Source organism: Streptomyces tanashiensis (assembly GCF_014648895.1).
Classification (GTDB): domain Bacteria; phylum Actinomycetota; class Actinomycetes; order Streptomycetales; family Streptomycetaceae; genus Streptomyces; species Streptomyces tanashiensis.
Genome location: NZ_BMRZ01000009.1, coordinates 286293 through 302160 on the forward strand (window position 1 = coordinate 286293; position 15868 = coordinate 302160).

Annotated in this window: 15 protein-coding genes; 1 reads left to right on the forward strand and 14 read right to left on the reverse strand. The window is 71.7% G+C overall.

All coding sequences use genetic code 11. From position 1 onward, the window contains the following. Positions 1-20 precede the first annotated feature (20 nt). The 13 genes from IE237_RS25910 to IE237_RS25970 form a co-directional block, all read right to left on the reverse strand. A complete protein-coding gene (locus tag IE237_RS25910) occupies positions 21-1385 on the reverse strand; it encodes a cytochrome P450 (RefSeq protein ID WP_189804513.1) in 1365 nt (454 codons plus the stop codon). 345 nt (positions 1386-1730) lie between these two features. Continuing rightward, entirely contained in the window at positions 1731-4559 is a 2829-nt protein-coding gene (locus IE237_RS25915; RefSeq protein WP_189804514.1) for a DEAD/DEAH box helicase, read from the reverse strand. Between the two features lie 44 nt (positions 4560-4603). Continuing rightward, positions 4604-5563, reverse strand: a complete 960-nt coding sequence (locus tag IE237_RS25920; RefSeq protein ID WP_189804515.1) for a diacylglycerol kinase — start codon at positions 5561-5563, stop codon at positions 4604-4606. A 41-nt stretch (positions 5564-5604) separates the two neighbouring features. Next, positions 5605-6504, reverse strand: a complete 900-nt coding sequence (gene tatC, locus IE237_RS25925; protein WP_189804557.1) for a twin-arginine translocase subunit TatC — start codon at positions 6502-6504, stop codon at positions 5605-5607. Between the two features lie 105 nt (positions 6505-6609). Then, entirely contained in the window at positions 6610-6891 is a 282-nt protein-coding gene (gene tatA, locus IE237_RS25930) for a Sec-independent protein translocase subunit TatA (protein ID WP_041128368.1), read from the reverse strand. Between the two features lie 184 nt (positions 6892-7075). Further along, on the reverse strand, positions 7076-7273 hold the full coding sequence (locus tag IE237_RS25935; protein WP_189804516.1) for a hypothetical protein: 198 nt from the start codon (positions 7271-7273) through the stop codon (positions 7076-7078). 35 nt (positions 7274-7308) lie between these two features. After that, positions 7309-7572 (reverse strand): CpXC domain-containing protein, encoded by a 264-nt coding sequence (locus tag IE237_RS25940; RefSeq protein ID WP_189804517.1) that lies wholly within the window; start codon positions 7570-7572, stop codon positions 7309-7311. Between the two features lie 52 nt (positions 7573-7624). Then, complete coding sequence (locus tag IE237_RS25945; protein ID WP_189804518.1) at positions 7625-8578, reverse strand: helix-turn-helix transcriptional regulator; 954 nt, start codon at positions 8576-8578, stop codon at positions 7625-7627. A gap of 16 nt (positions 8579-8594) precedes the next feature. Continuing rightward, positions 8595-9551, reverse strand: a complete 957-nt coding sequence (locus IE237_RS25950; protein ID WP_189804519.1) for a helix-turn-helix transcriptional regulator — start codon at positions 9549-9551, stop codon at positions 8595-8597. 124 nt (positions 9552-9675) lie between these two features. Continuing rightward, entirely contained in the window at positions 9676-10053 is a 378-nt protein-coding gene (locus IE237_RS25955) for an FKBP-type peptidyl-prolyl cis-trans isomerase (RefSeq protein WP_189804520.1), read from the reverse strand. Between the two features lie 58 nt (positions 10054-10111). After that, a complete protein-coding gene (locus tag IE237_RS25960) occupies positions 10112-11053 on the reverse strand; it encodes an FKBP-type peptidyl-prolyl cis-trans isomerase (RefSeq protein ID WP_189804521.1) in 942 nt (313 codons plus the stop codon). A 117-nt stretch (positions 11054-11170) separates the two neighbouring features. Then, positions 11171-12532 (reverse strand): Pup--protein ligase, encoded by a 1362-nt coding sequence (pafA, locus tag IE237_RS25965; RefSeq protein WP_189804522.1) that lies wholly within the window; start codon positions 12530-12532, stop codon positions 11171-11173. Positions 12533-12601: 69 nt separating this feature from the next. Beyond that, positions 12602-13873: an MFS transporter gene (locus tag IE237_RS25970; RefSeq protein ID WP_189804523.1), complete on the reverse strand. Its 1272-nt coding sequence runs from the start codon at positions 13871-13873 to the stop codon at positions 12602-12604. Positions 13874-14005: 132 nt separating this feature from the next. Here IE237_RS25970 and IE237_RS25975 point away from each other — a divergent pair, with 132 nt between their 5' ends. Then, entirely contained in the window at positions 14006-15025 is a 1020-nt protein-coding gene (locus tag IE237_RS25975; protein WP_189804524.1) for a LacI family DNA-binding transcriptional regulator, read from the forward strand. Positions 15026-15089: 64 nt separating this feature from the next. On the opposite strand, the gene prcA is transcribed toward IE237_RS25975, so the two are convergent. Next, entirely contained in the window at positions 15090-15842 is a 753-nt protein-coding gene (gene prcA / locus IE237_RS25980) for a proteasome subunit alpha (protein ID WP_123450585.1), read from the reverse strand. Between the last annotated feature and the right edge of the window lie 26 nt (positions 15843-15868).

The following is a 15868-nucleotide window of genomic DNA, read 5'->3' on the forward strand; positions in this document are numbered from 1 at the left end:
TACTCCGAGGTCCCGGCGCCTCAGGCCCGTGCGTGGATCGTGGCCAGGACGTCGCGGTCCGGCTGGAGGGTGAGGCTGGGGACCGGGTGTATCTCCTCGGGGGTGAGGTCCAGGTGGTAGCGGCGGGCCAGGACGGCGAGGACGAGGACCGCCTCGACGAGGGCGAAGCGGGTGCCCAGGCAGACGCGGGGCCCGCCGCCGAAGGGGAACCACGCGTACTCCGGTATCTCCTCGGCCGGTTCGCCGTCCTCGCCGGTGAGCCAGCGCTCGGGACGGAAGGCCTCGGGATCGCCGTACCAGCGGGGGTCGCGGTGGGTGGCCCACTGGCTGGACCAGACGCGGGTCCCGGCGGGGACGGGGGTTCCGCCGAGGGTGGCGCCCTCCTTGGCGAGGCCGGTGAGCAGCCAGATGGTGGGGTAGAGACGCAGGGTCTCCTTGATGACCGCCTGGGTGTAGGTCAGGGAGGCGTAGTCGTCGTACCCGGGCTCGTGGTCGGCGAGGACCCGGTCGAGCTCCTCGGTGAGGGCGTCGCGGACCCGGGGGTTGCGGGACAGCAGGTACCAGGTCCAGACGAGGGTGGAGCTGGTCGTCTCGTGGCCGCCGATGTAGAGGGTGACGGTCTCGTCGCGGATCTCCCGGTCCGAGAGGGGCGCGCCCGTCTCGTCCCGAGCGGCGAGCAGCCGGCTGAGGAGGTCGGGGCGATCCGTGTCGCCGTCACGGTGGCGGGAGACGACGCGGGAGACCTCCGCGTCGATGACGGCCGTCGCGCGCTTGATCCGGGCGCGTCCCGGAGTGGGGACCCAGTCGGGCAGCACCGCCCCGATGCCGCTGAACTCGGCGCCGATCTCGCGCTGCGCGATGTCCATCGCCTGCCCGATGGCTTCGGCGTCGGCGGCGGTGTCCACTCCGAAGATGGTGCGCACCGCGATGAGCTGGGTGAGGGCGGCCATCTCCTTCTTCACGTCGATGTGCCGGCCGTCGGCCCAGCTGTCGGCGAGCCCGACGGCGCACTCGGCCATCGTCGCCGCGTAGGAGCGGACCTGCTTGGGGCGGACCGAGGGCTGGACGAGGGAGCGCTTGCGTCGCCAGTCGGCTCCCTTGGAGACGATGACCCCGTCACCGAGGAGGGTCCGGAAGGCGATGCCCAGATCCGGCTGGTCGAAGCTCCGCTCGACCTCGGTGAGGAGTTCGCCCACGGTGTCGGGGTGGGCGATGAAGAGGCACTGCTTGCCGCCGAAGCGCCAGCGGACGAAGTCCCCGCGCTCCCGCAGCTGTTCGAAGAAGGCGAGGGGGTCCTTGCCGAAGGCGGGGAGGTTGCCCAGGAAGGGCACGCCTCGCGGTCCGTCGGCGAAGACCGGCGCCGGAACCCGCTCCGACGACTCCACCGGCCGCCCAGCCGACTGCCCCACCAGCCGCCCAGCCGACTGCCCCAGCGGCCGCCCAGCCGACCGCCTCGCCGGCTGCCCTTCGTCTCGCGCCCCGGCGTCCGGACCTGCCTGCGTGGTCATGCGCGTCCCCTCCCCAACTGGCTTCCCCTGCTTGCGAGTCCATGCAAGCGGAAGGCCGGGCCCCCGCGCCACCCCTGTGGACGACGGCCTGTGGACAACCCATGTCGGCAACATGCCAAAGGGAGCATGTGCGCGCCGCACGCCAAAGGTCCGTCGCACGCTCGGCACACCAAGGGGCCCGCGGCGCACGCGCCACGGGCCCCTTCGGAGAGCACGCCTCCGTCAGCCCACCGAGCTGTAGGCGACGACGCCGCGCAGCAGCGCGTCCACGGCCTTGCGGGCGTTCTTCGCGACGGTGCTGTTCTCCTTGGGCGCCGCCGCCGCGATCTGCCCGAGGACGTCGATCACCTGCTTGCACCAGCGGACGAAGTCGCCCGCGGGCATCTCCGCCTCGCGGAGCACCTCGTCGAGGCTCTTGTCGGAGGCCCACTGGTAGGCGGCCCAGGCGAAGCCGAGGTCGGGCTCGCGCTGGCCGACGCCCTCCGCCTGGTTGATCTTGAACTCCTCTTCGAGCGCGTCGAGACGGCCCCAGATCCGGACCATCTCGCCGAGCGCCGCCTTGGCGTTGCCCGTGGGCAGCTTGGGCGCGACGGCGTCGTCGGCCTGCCTCGCCTCGAACACCAACGCGGAGACGCAGGCGGCGAGTTCGGCCGGGGTGAGGCCCTCCCAGACACGGTCGCGGAGGCACTCGCTCGCCAGCAGGTCGAGTTCGCCGTAGAGCCGGGCGAGTCGCTTGCCGTTGTCCGTGACCTCGTCGCCGCGCAGATAGTCGAGCTCGGTGAGGAGCGCGACGATCCGGTCGAAGGTGCGGGCGATGGTGTTGGTACGGCCCTCGATGCGCCGCTCCAGCTGCTGGGTGTCGCGCTGGAGACGGTGGTAGCGCTCGGCCCAGCGGGCGTGGTCCTCGCGCTCGTCGCAGCCGTGGCAGGGGTGCGCGCGGAGCTCGGTGCGCAGCCGGGCGATCTCGCGGTCGTCGGCGGCGGCGGAGCGCTGCCGGTGGTGACGCTCGGGGTTGATGTGCCCGGCCTTGCTCCGCAGGGCGGAGGCGAGGTCGCGGCGGGACTGCGGGGAGCGCGGGTTGAAGGACTTGGGGATCCTCATCCGCTCCAGCGCCTCGACCGGGACCGGGAAGTCGATGGAGGCGAGCCTCTTGACCTGTCGCTCGGCGGTGAGGACGAGGGGGCGCGGCCCGTCGTGGTGCTCGAAGCCCCGGTGGCCGTTGGTGCGGCCGGCCGGGATGCCCGGGTCGAGGACGAGGGCCAGGCCCGCGAACTTGCCGGTGGGGACGTGGATGACGTCTCCGGGCTTGAGCTTCTCCAGCGAGCTCGCGGCCTGGGCGCGGCGCTGCGCGGCGCCCTGCCGGGCCAGTTCGGTCTCGCGGTCCTTGAGGTCGCGGCGGAGCCGCGCGTACTCCTCGAAGTCTCCGAGGTGGCAGGTCATGCCCTCGCGGTAGCCCTCCAGTCCCTCCTCGTTCCGCTGGACCTGGCGCGAGATGCCCACGACGGAGCGGTCGGCCTGGAACTGGGCGAAGGAGGTCTCCAGGAGCTCGCGGGAGCGGTGCCTGCCGAAGCCTTCGACGAGGTTGACCGCCATGTTGTACGAGGGCTTGAAGCTGGAGCGCAGCGGGTACGTGCGCGTGCCGGCGAGTCCGGCGAGGTGGTCGGGGTCGAGTCCGCGCTGCCAGAGCACGACGGCGTGGCCCTCGACGTCGATGCCGCGGCGGCCGGCGCGGCCGGTGAGCTGGGTGTACTCGCCGGGGGTGATGTCCGCGTGCTGCTCGCCGTTCCACTTGACGAGCTTCTCGAGGATGACGGTGCGCGCGGGCATGTTGATGCCGAGGGCGAGGGTCTCGGTGGCGAAGACGGCCTTCACGAGGCCGCGGACGAAGAGCTCCTCGACGACCTCCTTGAAGGTCGGGAGCATGCCGGCGTGGTGGGCGGCGATGCCCCGCTCCAGCGCTTCGAGCCACTCGTAGTAGCCGAGGACGTGGAGGTCCTCGGTGGGGATCGCGGCCGTGCGCGCCTCGACGATCTCGCGGACGCGCAGGCGTGCCTCGTCGTCGTTGAGCCGGAGTCCGGCGTAGAGGCACTGCTGGACGGCGGCCTCGCAGCCGGCGCGGCTGAAGATGAAGGTGATGGCGGGCAGGAGCCCTTCGGCGTCGAGACGCTCGATGACCTCGGGGCGGCCGGGGGTCCAGATCCGGGAGCGCTGGCGGCGCTCGCGCTCGCGGTCGGCCTCGCGGACCATCTTGCCGCGCCGCCGGTCGCGCGGGTTGTACGTGCGCGTGTTCTCGGTGCGGGCGAGGCGGAGGAGGTCGGGGTTGACCTCGCGCCGGGACGCGCCGCGGCCGCCGTGGTCGGTCTCCTCCTCGAAGAGGTCGTACATCCGGCGCCCGGCGAGGACGTGCTGCCAGAGGGGCACGGGCCGGCTCTCCGAGACGATGACCTCGGTGTCGCCGCGGACGGTGTCGAGCCAGTCGCCGAACTCCTCGGCGTTGGACACGGTCGCGGAGAGTGAGACCAGCGTGACGGATTCGGGGAGGTGGATGATCACTTCCTCCCAGACGGCGCCGCGGAAGCGGTCGGAGAGGTAGTGGACCTCGTCCATCACGACGTACCCGAGGCCGGAGAGGGCCTGGGAGCCCGCGTAGAGCATGTTGCGGAGGACTTCGGTGGTCATGACGACGATCGGGGCGTCGCCGTTGACGCTGTTGTCACCGGTGAGCAGGCCGACCTTGTCGGCGCCGTACCGCTTGACGAGGTCGGCGTACTTCTGGTTCGACAGCGCCTTGATGGGGGTCGTGTAGAAGCACTTGCGGCCCTGGGTGAGGGCGAGGTGGACGGCGAACTCGCCGACGATGGTCTTGCCGGAGCCCGTGGGCGCGGCGACGAGCACGCCCCTTCCCGCTTCGAGTGCCTGGCAGGCCTCGATCTGGAAGGGGTCCAGACCGAACTCGTACAGCTCGCGGAAGGGTGCCAGTGCGGTGGCCTGCTCGGCGTTGCGGGCGCGGGCGGCCGCGTACGCCTCGGCTGGTGTGAGGTCCTCTGTCATCTTGTTGTCGAGCCTACCCGCCACCTGTGACAGTGACGCGATCTTTATCGAGGGGAAGCGGAGGGCTCGGCTCCGGGGGTTGCCGGGGCGGTTCCGGAGGCTGCCGGGGCGAGGACGCGCAGGGCGTCCGGGACGCATTCGACGGTGAGCGGCAGCGGCCCGAGCGGCTCGCCGTCGGCGTAGCCGGTGATGCCGGGGGCGTCGAGGGTGAGGGAGCGGACCCGGTGGGTCGTGACCTTGGGGTGGCCGAGGTGGGTGCCCTTGTAGACGCGGGGGAAGACCTTGATCAGCGTGGTGCGGTCGCAGTCCCCGACGACGGTGACGTCGAGGAGTCCGTCGTCGGTGCGGGCGTCGGCGCAGATCCGCATGCCGCCGCCGTAGGAGGCGCCGTTGCCGACGGCGACGAGGGTGGCGTCGGTCTCCAGGACGCGCCCGTCGTCGAGGGTGAGGCGGTACGGGACGGGCCGGAAGGAGGCGAGCTCGGCGAGGATCGCGAGGTCGTACTTGAAGCGTCCGGCGGGGATGCGCATGCGGTTGCCGCGGTCGTTGACGCGGGAGTCGAAGCCGGAGGCGAGGACGGTGCCGTACCAGCGGGTGCGGGTGCCGCTCGTGACGCGCCCGAGGTCCGTCGCGCGGGCTCCTTCGCCCTTCAGGAGCCCGGCGGTGAGGCGGGCGGCGGCGGCAGGGTCGCGGAGGGGCAGGCCGAGTGTGCGGGCGAAGTCGTTGCCGGTGCCGGCGGGGATGATCCCGAGGGGGGTGGCGGTGCCCGCGACGGCCTGGAGCGCGAGGGAGATCATGCCGTCGCCGCCGACGGCGACCAGGGCGCCGGTGCCGTCGGCGACGGCCTCGCGCGCGCGTGCCAGGGCGTCGTCGGCGTCGAGCCCGAGGACGGTGCGGACGGAGAATCCGGCGTCCCTGAGCACCTGCGCGGCGGGCTGGGCGGCGTGGGCGCCGCGGCCGCGGCCTGCGGCGGGATTGACGAAGAGGGCGATGTCGCCGGTCATGAGAGGTCCCCCCGGACGGAGTCTGGGGGGACCTTACAAGCTCAGGTGATGTCGTCGTAACCGTTGAGCCGCTGCACGCTCGTCCCGTGGTCCCCGGTGGCCTGCTCGGGCAGGGCGCGGGCGGCGCTCACGGGCTCGACGGCCCCGACGGTCTCGGGGGTGAGGTCGAGCGAGGAGGCCTCGTCGTCGTCGAGTTCGGCGTCGGGGTTGGCGCGCCTGCGTCGCCGGTCGTTCAGCAGGGAGAAGCCGACGGCCCCGAAGTACAGGATGGTGATGGGCCCGGCGAGGGCGATCATGCCGACGGGGTCGGTGGTGGGGGTGATGACGGCGCCGAAGACGAAGACGCCCATGATCACGCCGCGCCACCAGCCGGCCATGCGGCGGCCGGTGAGGACGCCGGTGAGGTTCAGCATCACCAGGACGAGGGGGAGCTCGAAGGCGAGGCCGAAGACGAGCACCATGCGCAGGGTGAAGTCGAGGACGTCGTTCAGCGACAGGATGTTCGCGGAGCCGCTGGGCGTGAGGCTGATGAGGACCTTCACGCTGACGGGGAGGATCAGGTACGCGAGGTAGGCACCCGCGCCGAAGAGCGGCACGGCCGCGCCGACGAAGGCGTACGTGTACTTCTTCTCGTTCTTGTGCAGACCGGGCGCGACGAACGCCCACAGCTGGTAGAGCCAGACCGGGCTCGCGACGACGAGGCCCGCCGTCAGCGACAACTGGATCGTCGTGCTGAAGGGAGCCATCAGCGTGTTGAAGGAGACGATCGCGCAGTTGCCGCCGTCGCTGGTGACGCCCTTGGCGCAGGTGGGCACCGACTTCGTCAGGAACTGCATCAGCTCCTCGCTGTAGGCGAGGGCGACGATCGTCACCGCTGCGATGGCGAGGAGCCCCTTCGCCAGTCGGTTGCGGAGTTCACGCAGGTGTTCCACGAGGGGCATCCGGCCCTCGGGATCCTTCTCCTGCTTGCGGGCAGACTTGGGCAACCCACGTCCTCATCTCGTGCGGCAGGCCGCCGCCCGGTGCGGCGGCCGCGGCGGACCGGGTCAGCGCTTGGTGGTGTCCGAGGGCTCGGTCACGGGACGCGCGCTGGTCACGTCGCCGGGAGCGGCCTGGATGGTGCGCGGGGCGGGCTCCTGCGTGCCCGCGTGCGGCGGGTCGGCGGGGGCGCTCTGCTGGTCGTCCGCCTTCATGGCCTTGGCCTCGCTCTTGAGGATGCGGGCCGACTTGCCCAGGGAGCGGGCCATGTCCGGGAGCTTCTTGGCGCCGAACAGAAGAATGACCACGACGAGGATGAGAATGATCTCGGTGGGGCCGAGCCTACCCATAGCTGTTTACCTTCTTCACCGAGGCGACATGGAGTGCGTGCCCGGCGGGTCGGACATGCGTCCGGCCACCGCGCTGCCTGCGATCGTAACCCGCAGGAGTAAACGTGGGGCAATGCCCGTGCATACTCCCGATTGCGTCCCGCGTGCCCTGACCGGGGCCGCTTCGTGCAGCGTACGGCACGGCTCAGCGCAGCGAATCGCCGGTCCGGGCGAGGCCGACGGCGGCGTTTTCGAGCTCCTCGGCGGCCTGCTGGATCCGGTCTGTGGCGTGGGCCACTTGACGGCCGAGACGCTGGACCTCCAGGAAGACCCTGACGGCGAGGACGCCGAGGACGGCGATGCCGAGGAAGCCGAGGGCGATGGCGAGCATGGGCCAGAACATGTGCAGAGCCTAGACGCTGAGCGCGTACGGATCGTTCAGACGGTGGTGTGGAGACGCAGGGTCCGGACGCCGCCGCCGGTGAGGAGTTCGACGATGCGCTCGCCCGCGGGCTTGCGGACGGAGCTGCCGCACTCGGGGCAGGTGAAGGAGTAGAAGGTGGTGCGGCGGCTCGCCCCGATGGCGAGGCGCAGGGCGCTCGCGGAGAGCTCGAAGCGCGAGCGGCAGTCGGGGCAGGCGGCCTTGAAGAGGACCGGGGCCATGGACGCCGCAAAACCGTGCATCGCGGACATCTCCCTCATCTCGCTCGACTCTGGCATCACGTCAGTAACAGCGTCCCGGGAACGGAGAACGTCACACGCCCTCGTACGCGGCGAGCGCGGCGGCCGCCGCCGTCCTCGCGCTGTCGGCCAGCTCCGGCGGCGCGACGATCCGCCCGTCGCTGCCGAGACGCAGCGCCAGCCGGCGCAGCGAGGCCGGGTCCGGCGTCCGCAGCGTGATCCGCAGCCCGCCGTCCGGCAGCTCCTCGGCCCGGTCGTGCGGGTAGTACTCGGCGACCCAGCGCCCGCCGGGACCGACCTCGACGACGACCTCGGGGTCGTCGGCGGAGGGCTGGACCAGACCCGCGGAGAGATCGCGCAGCTCCAGCTCCGGCGGCGCCGCGTGCTCGTCGAGAATGCGGATCTCGGCCACGCGGTCGAGCCGGAAGGTGCGGCGCGCCTCGGAGAGCCGGCACCACGCCTCCATGTAGGTGTGGCCGACGGCGAAGAGCCGGATCGGGTCGACCTCGCGCTCGGTGAGCTCGTCGCGCGCGGGCGAGTAGTACCGCACCCACAGACGCCTGCGCTCCGAGATGGCCCGGTCGACCTCGGCGAAGACCCCGCCCTCGGACTCGAAGGTCACCGACAGCCGGGCGCTGGCCCCGGCGGCCTCGCCGGCCGCCGCCTCCAGCTTGGCCGTGGCACGCAGCAGGGCGTCCCGGTCGCTCTCGCGGAGTCCCGGCAGGGTGGCGACGGCCCGGGCGGCGACGAGCAGCGCGGTGGCCTCGTCGGCGGCGAGCCGCAGCGGCTCCGCCACGTCGTCCGGGTTGTGCCACCAGATCCGGTCGCCGTCGGTGTCGATGTCCAGCAGGTCGCCGCCCCGGAAGCTGGTGCCGCACATGGGCAGCACGTCCAGGTCGGAGATCAGCTCGTCCTCGGTGATGCCGAAGGCGCGCGCCACGTCGGCGACGTGGGCGCCGGGGCGCTCACGGAGATAGGTGACGAGGGAGAGCATCCGCCTCGTCTGGTCGATCGCGTTGGCAGCCATGCGGTACGTCTCCCCCTCAGCCCTTGGCCACGGCGCGCAGCCGCTCCACCACATCGGCCCGCAGATCGGCGGGTTCCAGCACGACGACGTCCGGACCGAACTCTACGAGCCAGGCGTCGAGCCCGTGCCCGTACGGGATCTCCAGCTCGTCCCAGCCGTCGCCGCCCTCGGTCACGGCCTGGGCACGGGCCCGCAGCGGGTAGCCGCAGCCGGCCCGCAGCCGGATCCGCGCGGAGCGGGTGGCGGTCTCGCCCGCCCAGCTCTCGACGGTCTCCCGGACGGTCACGACGTCGGGCACGGGCGCGGTGAAGGCGCCGGCCCGCGAGCGGACCTTGCCGGTGATCCGGGAGAGCCGGAAGACGCGCTCGGCACCGCGGTCGCGGTCCCAGCCGGCCAGGTACCAGTGGCCGCGCCAGCATTCCAGGGTCCAGGGCTCGACCTGGCGGGTCTCGGGGCGGGCGGCGTTGCCCTTGCGGTAGTCGAAGACGACCGGCCGGCGGTCGCGGCAGGCCAGCATGAGCGGCTCGAAGGCGGCCTCGTGGACCGGGATGCGCGGTTCGAGGGCGCTGGGCTGGATGTCGTACGAGTCCCCCGCCTCGGGCATGCCGGCGGCGCGCAGCTTCTGGAGGGCGCCGCTCGCGGCCCCGGCGAGCCGGGCCTGCTGCCACACCTTGGCGGCCAGGCCGAGCGCGGCGGCCTCCTCGGCGTCGAGGGTGATCGGCGGCAGCCGGTTGGAGTCGCGACGCGCGAGGTAGCCGGTCTCGCCCTCCAGGTTCTCGACGGTCTCGATGACCAGACCGAGCTCCCGCAGATCGTCCTTGTCCCGCTCGAACATGCGGTTGAAGGCGTCGTCCCCGCTCGCTTCGAGGTAGGCCTCGATGGAGCCGCGGAGCTCCCGCTTGCTCAGTGGGCGGCGCGTCCCGAGCAGGCACAGCGCGAGATTCATCAGCCGCTCGGACTTGGCAATCGCCATCGACGCCCTGCACCCTTCCGCCGGTTCCACTTCTCGGACGTCCGACCGTACCGCCCCGGGGTGTCGGGACAAAAGCCGAGGGCCCCCGCCACGGACGGCGGGGGCCCTCGGAACGACCTGGACGTCAGCCCTTCACGGCCACGAGGTCGCAGACGAAGATCAGCGTCTCGCCCGGGGCGATCGCGCTGCCGGCGCCGCGGTCGCCGTAGGCGAGGTGCGCGGGGATGATCAGCTGGCGGCGGCCGCCGACCTTCATGCCCTGGACACCCTGGTCCCAGCCGGCGATGACCTGGCCGACACCGAGCTTGAACTCGAGCGCGCTGCCGCGGTTCCAGGAGGCGTCGAACTCCTCACCGGTGGAGAAGGCCACGCCCACGTAGTGGACCTGCACGAACTGGCCGGCCTTGGCGACCTCGCCGTCGCCTTCCCAGAGGTCCTTGATCTCCAGGTCCTTCGGCGGCTCGCCACCCGGGAAGTCGATCTCGGGCTTCTCGATGCTCACTGAACTGCTCCTCATACCGATGAACTGCGCGATGGTGAACCGCGCGAACGGGACAGTCTTACATCTTCGTCAGGATGTCCACGGCGAAGACGAGCGTGGAGTTCTTCGGAATGCCCTGCTGCTCCTTGTCGCCGAACGCCTCCGACGGCGGGGCGACGATCAGGACACGGCTGCCGACCTTCTTGCCGACGAGACCGTCCTTGAGGCCCTTCAGCGTCAGCTGGGGCAGCGGGAAGTTCGCGGGCTTGCCCGAGGTGTAGGTCGAGTCGAAGACCTTGCCGTCCTTCCACAGGGCGGCGACGTAGTTCACGACGACCGTGTCGGTGGCCTTGACGGCCTCGCCCTTGGACTCGAGCACGTAGTTCGAGACCAGCTTGGTCGGCGGGTCGGTCTTCGGGACCGTCAGCGAGGGGGCCTTGCCGTCGGTGTTCGTCCCGACGATCGGCAGGTCCTTGTCGTCCTGGGCGACCGGGGTGCCCGTGGCCGACTTCGGGATCGTCACGGCCTTCAGGATGTCGACGACGAAGACGAGGGTGGCGTTCGGCTTGATGCTCGGAGGCGAGCCGGCCTCACCGTAACCGAGCTCCGGCGGGATGCCGATCTCCAGGCGGCTGCCGACCTTCTGGCCCTCCAGGCCCTGCTCCCAGCCCTTGATGACCTGACCGGCGCCCAGGGTGACGTCGAAGGGCTGACCGCGGTCGAAGCTGTTGTCGAAGGGGGTGGTGGAGTCCCAGGCCTGACCCAGGTAGTTCACCTGGAGCGCGTCGCCCTTCTTCGTCACCGGGCCCGTGCCCTCGCTGATGACGTTGACCTTGAGTTCCTTGGGCGGGTCACCCTCGCCCTTGGCAAGGGTCGGCTTCTCCCCGAACTTCTGCCCCGCGGTGATGGTGGGCAGCCCGTTCGTCATCGAGGCGGAATCGGAGCCCTTGTCGTCGCTGCCGCACGCCGCTGTGGAGAGCAGCAGCAGTGGGACGACGAGAAGGCCGGCAAGTCGGCGCACGTGTTCCTCAGATCTCAGACGGCACAGTAGTTGTGCCGACACTCTAGGCGCTCCTCCTGTCACGTCGAGGGCCCCGCACGCCGAACGTGCGGGGCCCGACCGGTCGACACGACCGGCCTACATTCCGGCGATCAGCTTTTCCACCCGGTCGTCGACGGAGCGGAACGGGTCCTTGCACAACACCGTTCGCTGCGCCTGGTCGTTGAGCTTGAGGTGGACCCAGTCGACGGTGAAGTCCCGCCGCTGCTCCTGCGCGCGGCGGATGAAGTCGCCGCGCAGCCGGGCCCGAGTGGTCTGCGGGGGCACCGACTTGCCCTCGAAGATCTTCAGGTCGTTGCAGATGCGTGCCGCCTGCCCGTTCTTCTGGAGCAGGTAGTAGAGCCCACGACGGCGGTGGATGTCGTGGTAGGCGAGGTCTATCTGGGCGACCCTCGGGTTCGACATGGTCATGTTGTGCTTGGCCCGGTACCGCTCGATGAGCCGGTGCTTCATGACCCAGTCGATCTCGGTCTCGATCCGGTCGAGCCGCTCGCTCTCGATGGCGTCGAGCGTGCGGCCCCACAGCTCCAGGACCTGGGCGACCGTGCCGGAGCGGATGCCCCTGCGGTCCACGAAGTCGACGGCCTTCTCGTAGTACTCGCGCTGGACCTCCAGGGCGGAGGCCTCGCGGCCGCTGGCGAGCCGGACCTTGCGCTGGCCCGTGATGTCGTGGCTGACCTCGCGGATCGCCCGGATCGGGTTCTCCAGGGTCAGGTCGCGCATCACCGTGCCCGCCTCGATCATGCGGAGCACGAGGTCGGTGGCGCCGACCTTGAGCAGCATGGTCGTCTCGGACATGTTGGAGTCGCCCACGATGACGTGCAGCCGGCGGTAGCGCTCGGCGTCGGCGTGCGGCTCGTCACGGGTGTTGATGATGGGCCGCGAGCGGGTGGTGGCCGAACTGACGCCCTCCCAGATGTGCTCGGCACGCTGGGAGACGCAGTAGACCGCGCCGCGCGGGGTCTGGAGGACCTTTCCCGCGCCGCAGATGAGCTGCCGCGTCACGAGGAAGGGAATGAGGATGTCCGCGAGCCGGGAGAACTCCCCGTGGCGGGCGACGAGATAGTTCTCGTGGCAGCCGTAGGAGTTTCCGGCCGAGTCGGTGTTGTTCTTGAAGAGGTAGACGTCGCCCGCGATTCCCTCCTCGTGCAGGCGGCGTTCGGCGTCGACGAGCAGGCCCTCGAGAATGCGCTCGCCGGCCTTGTCGTGGGTGACCAGTTCGGTCACGTTGTCGCATTCCGGTGTGGCGTATTCCGGATGCGAACCCACGTCGAGGTACAGGCGGGCGCCGTTCCGCAGGAAGACATTGCTGCTGCGGCCCCATGACACGACACGGCGGAAGAGGTAGCGCGCCACTTCGTCAGGAGACAGTCGGCGCTGTCCCCTGAACGTGCACGTGACGCCGTACTCGTTCTCCAGCCCGAAAATGCGGCGGTCCATGTCTGAACATTACGCCTGACGGCGTGCGCTGAAACCGGGTTGGACGTCCCCGTTTCGATCATTTTCCGATCAGTGCGTGTTCTTTTCGGCGTGTACGGAGGTGGGGACCGGTTCTCCGACGGCGTGTCGCGCGGCGGCCCCGGCCACGTCGGGGGCGGCGAGGACACGCCCGGTGGCGAGCAGCACGAGGAGTGCGACCAGGCCGCCCGCACCGGCCACGGCGAACCCGGCCACCGTTCCGGCCAGTTCGACCGCCGGTCCCGCGACGGCGGAGCCCAGGGCCGCGCCGACGCCGAACGTGGTGACGAGCCAGGAGAAGGCCTCGGTGACGGTGCCGCGCGGGGCGTGCCGGTCGACCACGATGAAGGCGCAGGCGAGGACGGGGGCGAGGAAGACCCCGGAGAGCACCGAGAGGCCGGTCATGGCGACGGGGCCGGGGGTGAGCATGAGGGGCAGGTAGCAGACCGCGAGGAGGCCCACGAGGACCCGCAGCCGCCGCTCGGGCGCCCCGGACCACTGCCGGGCGCCGTAGACGACGCCGCCGACCAGCGCGCCGAGGCCGAGGGCGGCCATCAGCCAGCCGTACACGGACGGTGTGCCCCGGTCGTCGGCGTAGGCGACGGCGGCGACCGTGATGGAGCCGAGGGCGAGGCCGACGAAGAAGAACGAGCCGAGGAGGGCGAGGAGGCCGGGCGAGCGCAGGGCGCCCAGCCAGTGGGCCTCGCGGGTGGCGGAGCGCCAGGTGCGGGAGGGCTCGGAGAGGACGACGGCGAGGGCGCCCAGGACCCCCAGGACGTTGATGACGAGGAGGGCGGCGGCGGGCGACCACAGGGCGACCAGGAGCGTCACCAGGAGCGGGCCCACGGTGAACATGACCTCCTGGGCGACCGCGTCCAGCGCGTACGCCCGGTGGACCCGGTCCTCCCGGCCCAGGACGCTCGGCCACAGGGCGCGGAGACCGCCCTCGAGCGGCGGGGTGAAGAGCCCGGCGAGCACGACGGCGGCGTAGGCGAGGGCCAGGTGTCCGATGCCGGTCAGGGCGAACAGGGCCATGCCGAGCGCGGAGAGGACGGCGGCGGGCAGCTGGACGCGGGGCTGCCCCTTGAGGTCGACGGCGCGGCCGAGGAGCGGCTGCCCGACGGCGTTGGAGACGCCGTAGGCCGCGATCAGCCCGCCGGCCAGGGTGTAGCTGCCGCCCAGGTCCCGGACGAACAGGGTCATGGCGATGGGGCCGGTGCCGTTGGGCAGGCGCCCCACGAGGGTCCCGGCGAGGAGCCGGGCGGCGTGCGGCGCCCTGAGTATGTCGAGATAGCCGCCGTGCGCGGGGGCCTCGGTGGCCATGTCACTCTCCCGTCGCCTCGGACCAGGCCGAGGTTTTACGTATAACGTCCGGGGTCATACGTACCATGTCGCCAGTACGCGGGTCCACCCCGCACCCGCCGCCCCGACCACCGTCCCACGCGGAGGCCCCCCGTGCATTCCCCCGACCCGCTCGGCGGCACCCGCCCCACCAGCCGGGACGTCGCCCGGATCGCGGGCGTCTCCCAGGCCACCGTCTCCCTCGTCCTCGGCGGCAAATGGCGCGGCCGGGTCTCCGAGCGCACCGCCGAGACGGTGCGCCTCGCCGCCCACGAACTGGGCTACCGGCCCAACCTCGCCGCCCGCAATCTGCGCCTCGGCCGCACCCGCACGGCGCTGCTCGTCGTGCCCGCCCTCACCAACGAGTTCTTCGCCCGCGTCCACACCGGCGCCGCCGCCGTGGCGGCACAGCACGGCTTCGGCGTCGTCCTCTACCCCTCCCCCGACGGCGTCGGCCCCGCCCGCGACCCCTTCGCCTCGGCCCAGGCCGCCCTGGACGGCGTGATCGCCTCCTCCATGGCCGCCGGCGCCCTCCAGGCCTTCCGGGGCACCAACCTCCCCCTCGTCATGCTCGACAGCGACCCGGCCGACCCCGGCGCCTCCGCCCATGTGAACCTCGACGTCGCCGACGGCATGCGACGGATCACCCGGCACCTGCTCGACCTGGGCCACCGCAGCTTCCTGCACATGGCGTCCGCCGTCCCGTCCTGGACCTTCGACGTACGGGCCGCCGCCCTCGCCGACACCCTGCGCGGGGCCGGGCTCCGCACCGTACGGGCCCCGCTGAACGTCGCCGACGCCCGCGAGGCCGCCCACCTCGCCCTCTCCGCCCCCGGCCCGCGCCCCACCGCGGTGATCTGCGACGACGACATCCTCGCCGTCGGCGTCGGCAAGGCCGCGCACCGCCTCGGCCTGCGCGTCCCCGACGACCTCTCGGTCACCGGCTTCGACGACATGACCCTGGCCACCGCGGTCGAACCCGAGCTCACCACGGTCCGGCTGCCCGCCGAGGAGTTCGGCCGGCGGGGGATGGAGGCGCTCCTCGCCGTCCTCGCGGGCGAACCGGCCCCGCCGGTCACCCTGCCCGTGGACCTCGTCCCGCGCGGCTCCACGGGCCCCGCACCGGCCGTCTGAGCCCGCGTACGCCGAAGGGCCCCGTCCACGCGCGCGTGGACGGGGCCCTTCGGGACAGGGCCGACTACTCCTCGGGAGCCTCGTCCGAAGGCTCGTCCGTCTTCGCCGCCGCCGCGTTGTCCGCCTCCAGGAGACGCGACAGCTGACGGCCGACGATCCGCTTGAACTTGCGCTGCTGCGGACGCGTGCGGTCCAGGACCGCCACCTCCAGGCGCTCCGCGGGGATCTCCCGCTCGGTGCCGTTGGTGTCCCGCGACAGCGCCTGCACGGCCAGCTTCAGGGCCTCGGCCAGCGACATGCCGTCCCGGTGCCGCTGGTCCAGGAAGGAGCTGATCTGCTCCGCGTTCCCGCCGACCGCGACCGAGCCGTGCTCGTCCACGATCGAGCCGTCGTGCGGCAGCCGGTAGATCTGGTCGCCCTCCGGCTCGGAGCCGACCTCGGCGACGACCAGCTCCACCTCGTACGGCTTCTCCCCCGCGCTGGAGAAGATCGTGCCCAGGGTCTGGGCGTAGACGTTGGCCAGGCCGCGCGCGGTGACGTCGTCCCGGTCGTAGGTGTAGCCCCGCAGGTCGGCGTAGCGCACACCGCCGATGCGGAGGTTCTCGTACTCGTTGTACTTGCCGGCGGCCGCGAAGCCGATCCGGTCGTAGATCTCGCTGAACTTGTGCAGCGCACGGGACGGGTTCTCACCGACGAAGACGATGCCGTCGGTGTACTGGAGGACGACCAGGCTGCGGCCGCGGGCGATGCCCTTGCGGGCGTACTCGGCCCGGTCGGCCATGGCCTGCTGGGGTGAGACATAGAACGGCGTGGACACCGGCTACCGTCCCTTTCTTCCGGTCT

Coding starts and splice junctions, on each gene's coding strand:
- IE237_RS25950 (WP_189804519.1), bottom strand. CDS start 9,551: ATGGCGATTGCCAAGTCCGAGCGGCTGATGAATCTCGCGCTGTGCCTG.
- IE237_RS25915 (WP_189804514.1), bottom strand. CDS start 4,559: ATGACAGAGGACCTCACACCAGCCGAGGCGTACGCGGCCGCCCGCGCC.
- tatA (WP_041128368.1), bottom strand. CDS start 6,891: ATGGGTAGGCTCGGCCCCACCGAGATCATTCTCATCCTCGTCGTGGTC.
- IE237_RS25940 (WP_189804517.1), bottom strand. CDS start 7,572: ATGAGGGAGATGTCCGCGATGCACGGTTTTGCGGCGTCCATGGCCCCG.
- pafA (WP_189804522.1), bottom strand. CDS start 12,532: ATGGACCGCCGCATTTTCGGGCTGGAGAACGAGTACGGCGTCACGTGC.
- IE237_RS25935 (WP_189804516.1), bottom strand. CDS start 7,273: ATGTTCTGGCCCATGCTCGCCATCGCCCTCGGCTTCCTCGGCATCGCC.
- IE237_RS25945 (WP_189804518.1), bottom strand. CDS start 8,578: ATGGCTGCCAACGCGATCGACCAGACGAGGCGGATGCTCTCCCTCGTC.
- tatC (WP_189804557.1), bottom strand. CDS start 6,504: ATGCCCCTCGTGGAACACCTGCGTGAACTCCGCAACCGACTGGCGAAG.
- IE237_RS25920 (WP_189804515.1), bottom strand. CDS start 5,563: ATGACCGGCGACATCGCCCTCTTCGTCAATCCCGCCGCAGGCCGCGGC.
- IE237_RS25970 (WP_189804523.1), bottom strand. CDS start 13,873: ATGGCCACCGAGGCCCCCGCGCACGGCGGCTATCTCGACATACTCAGG.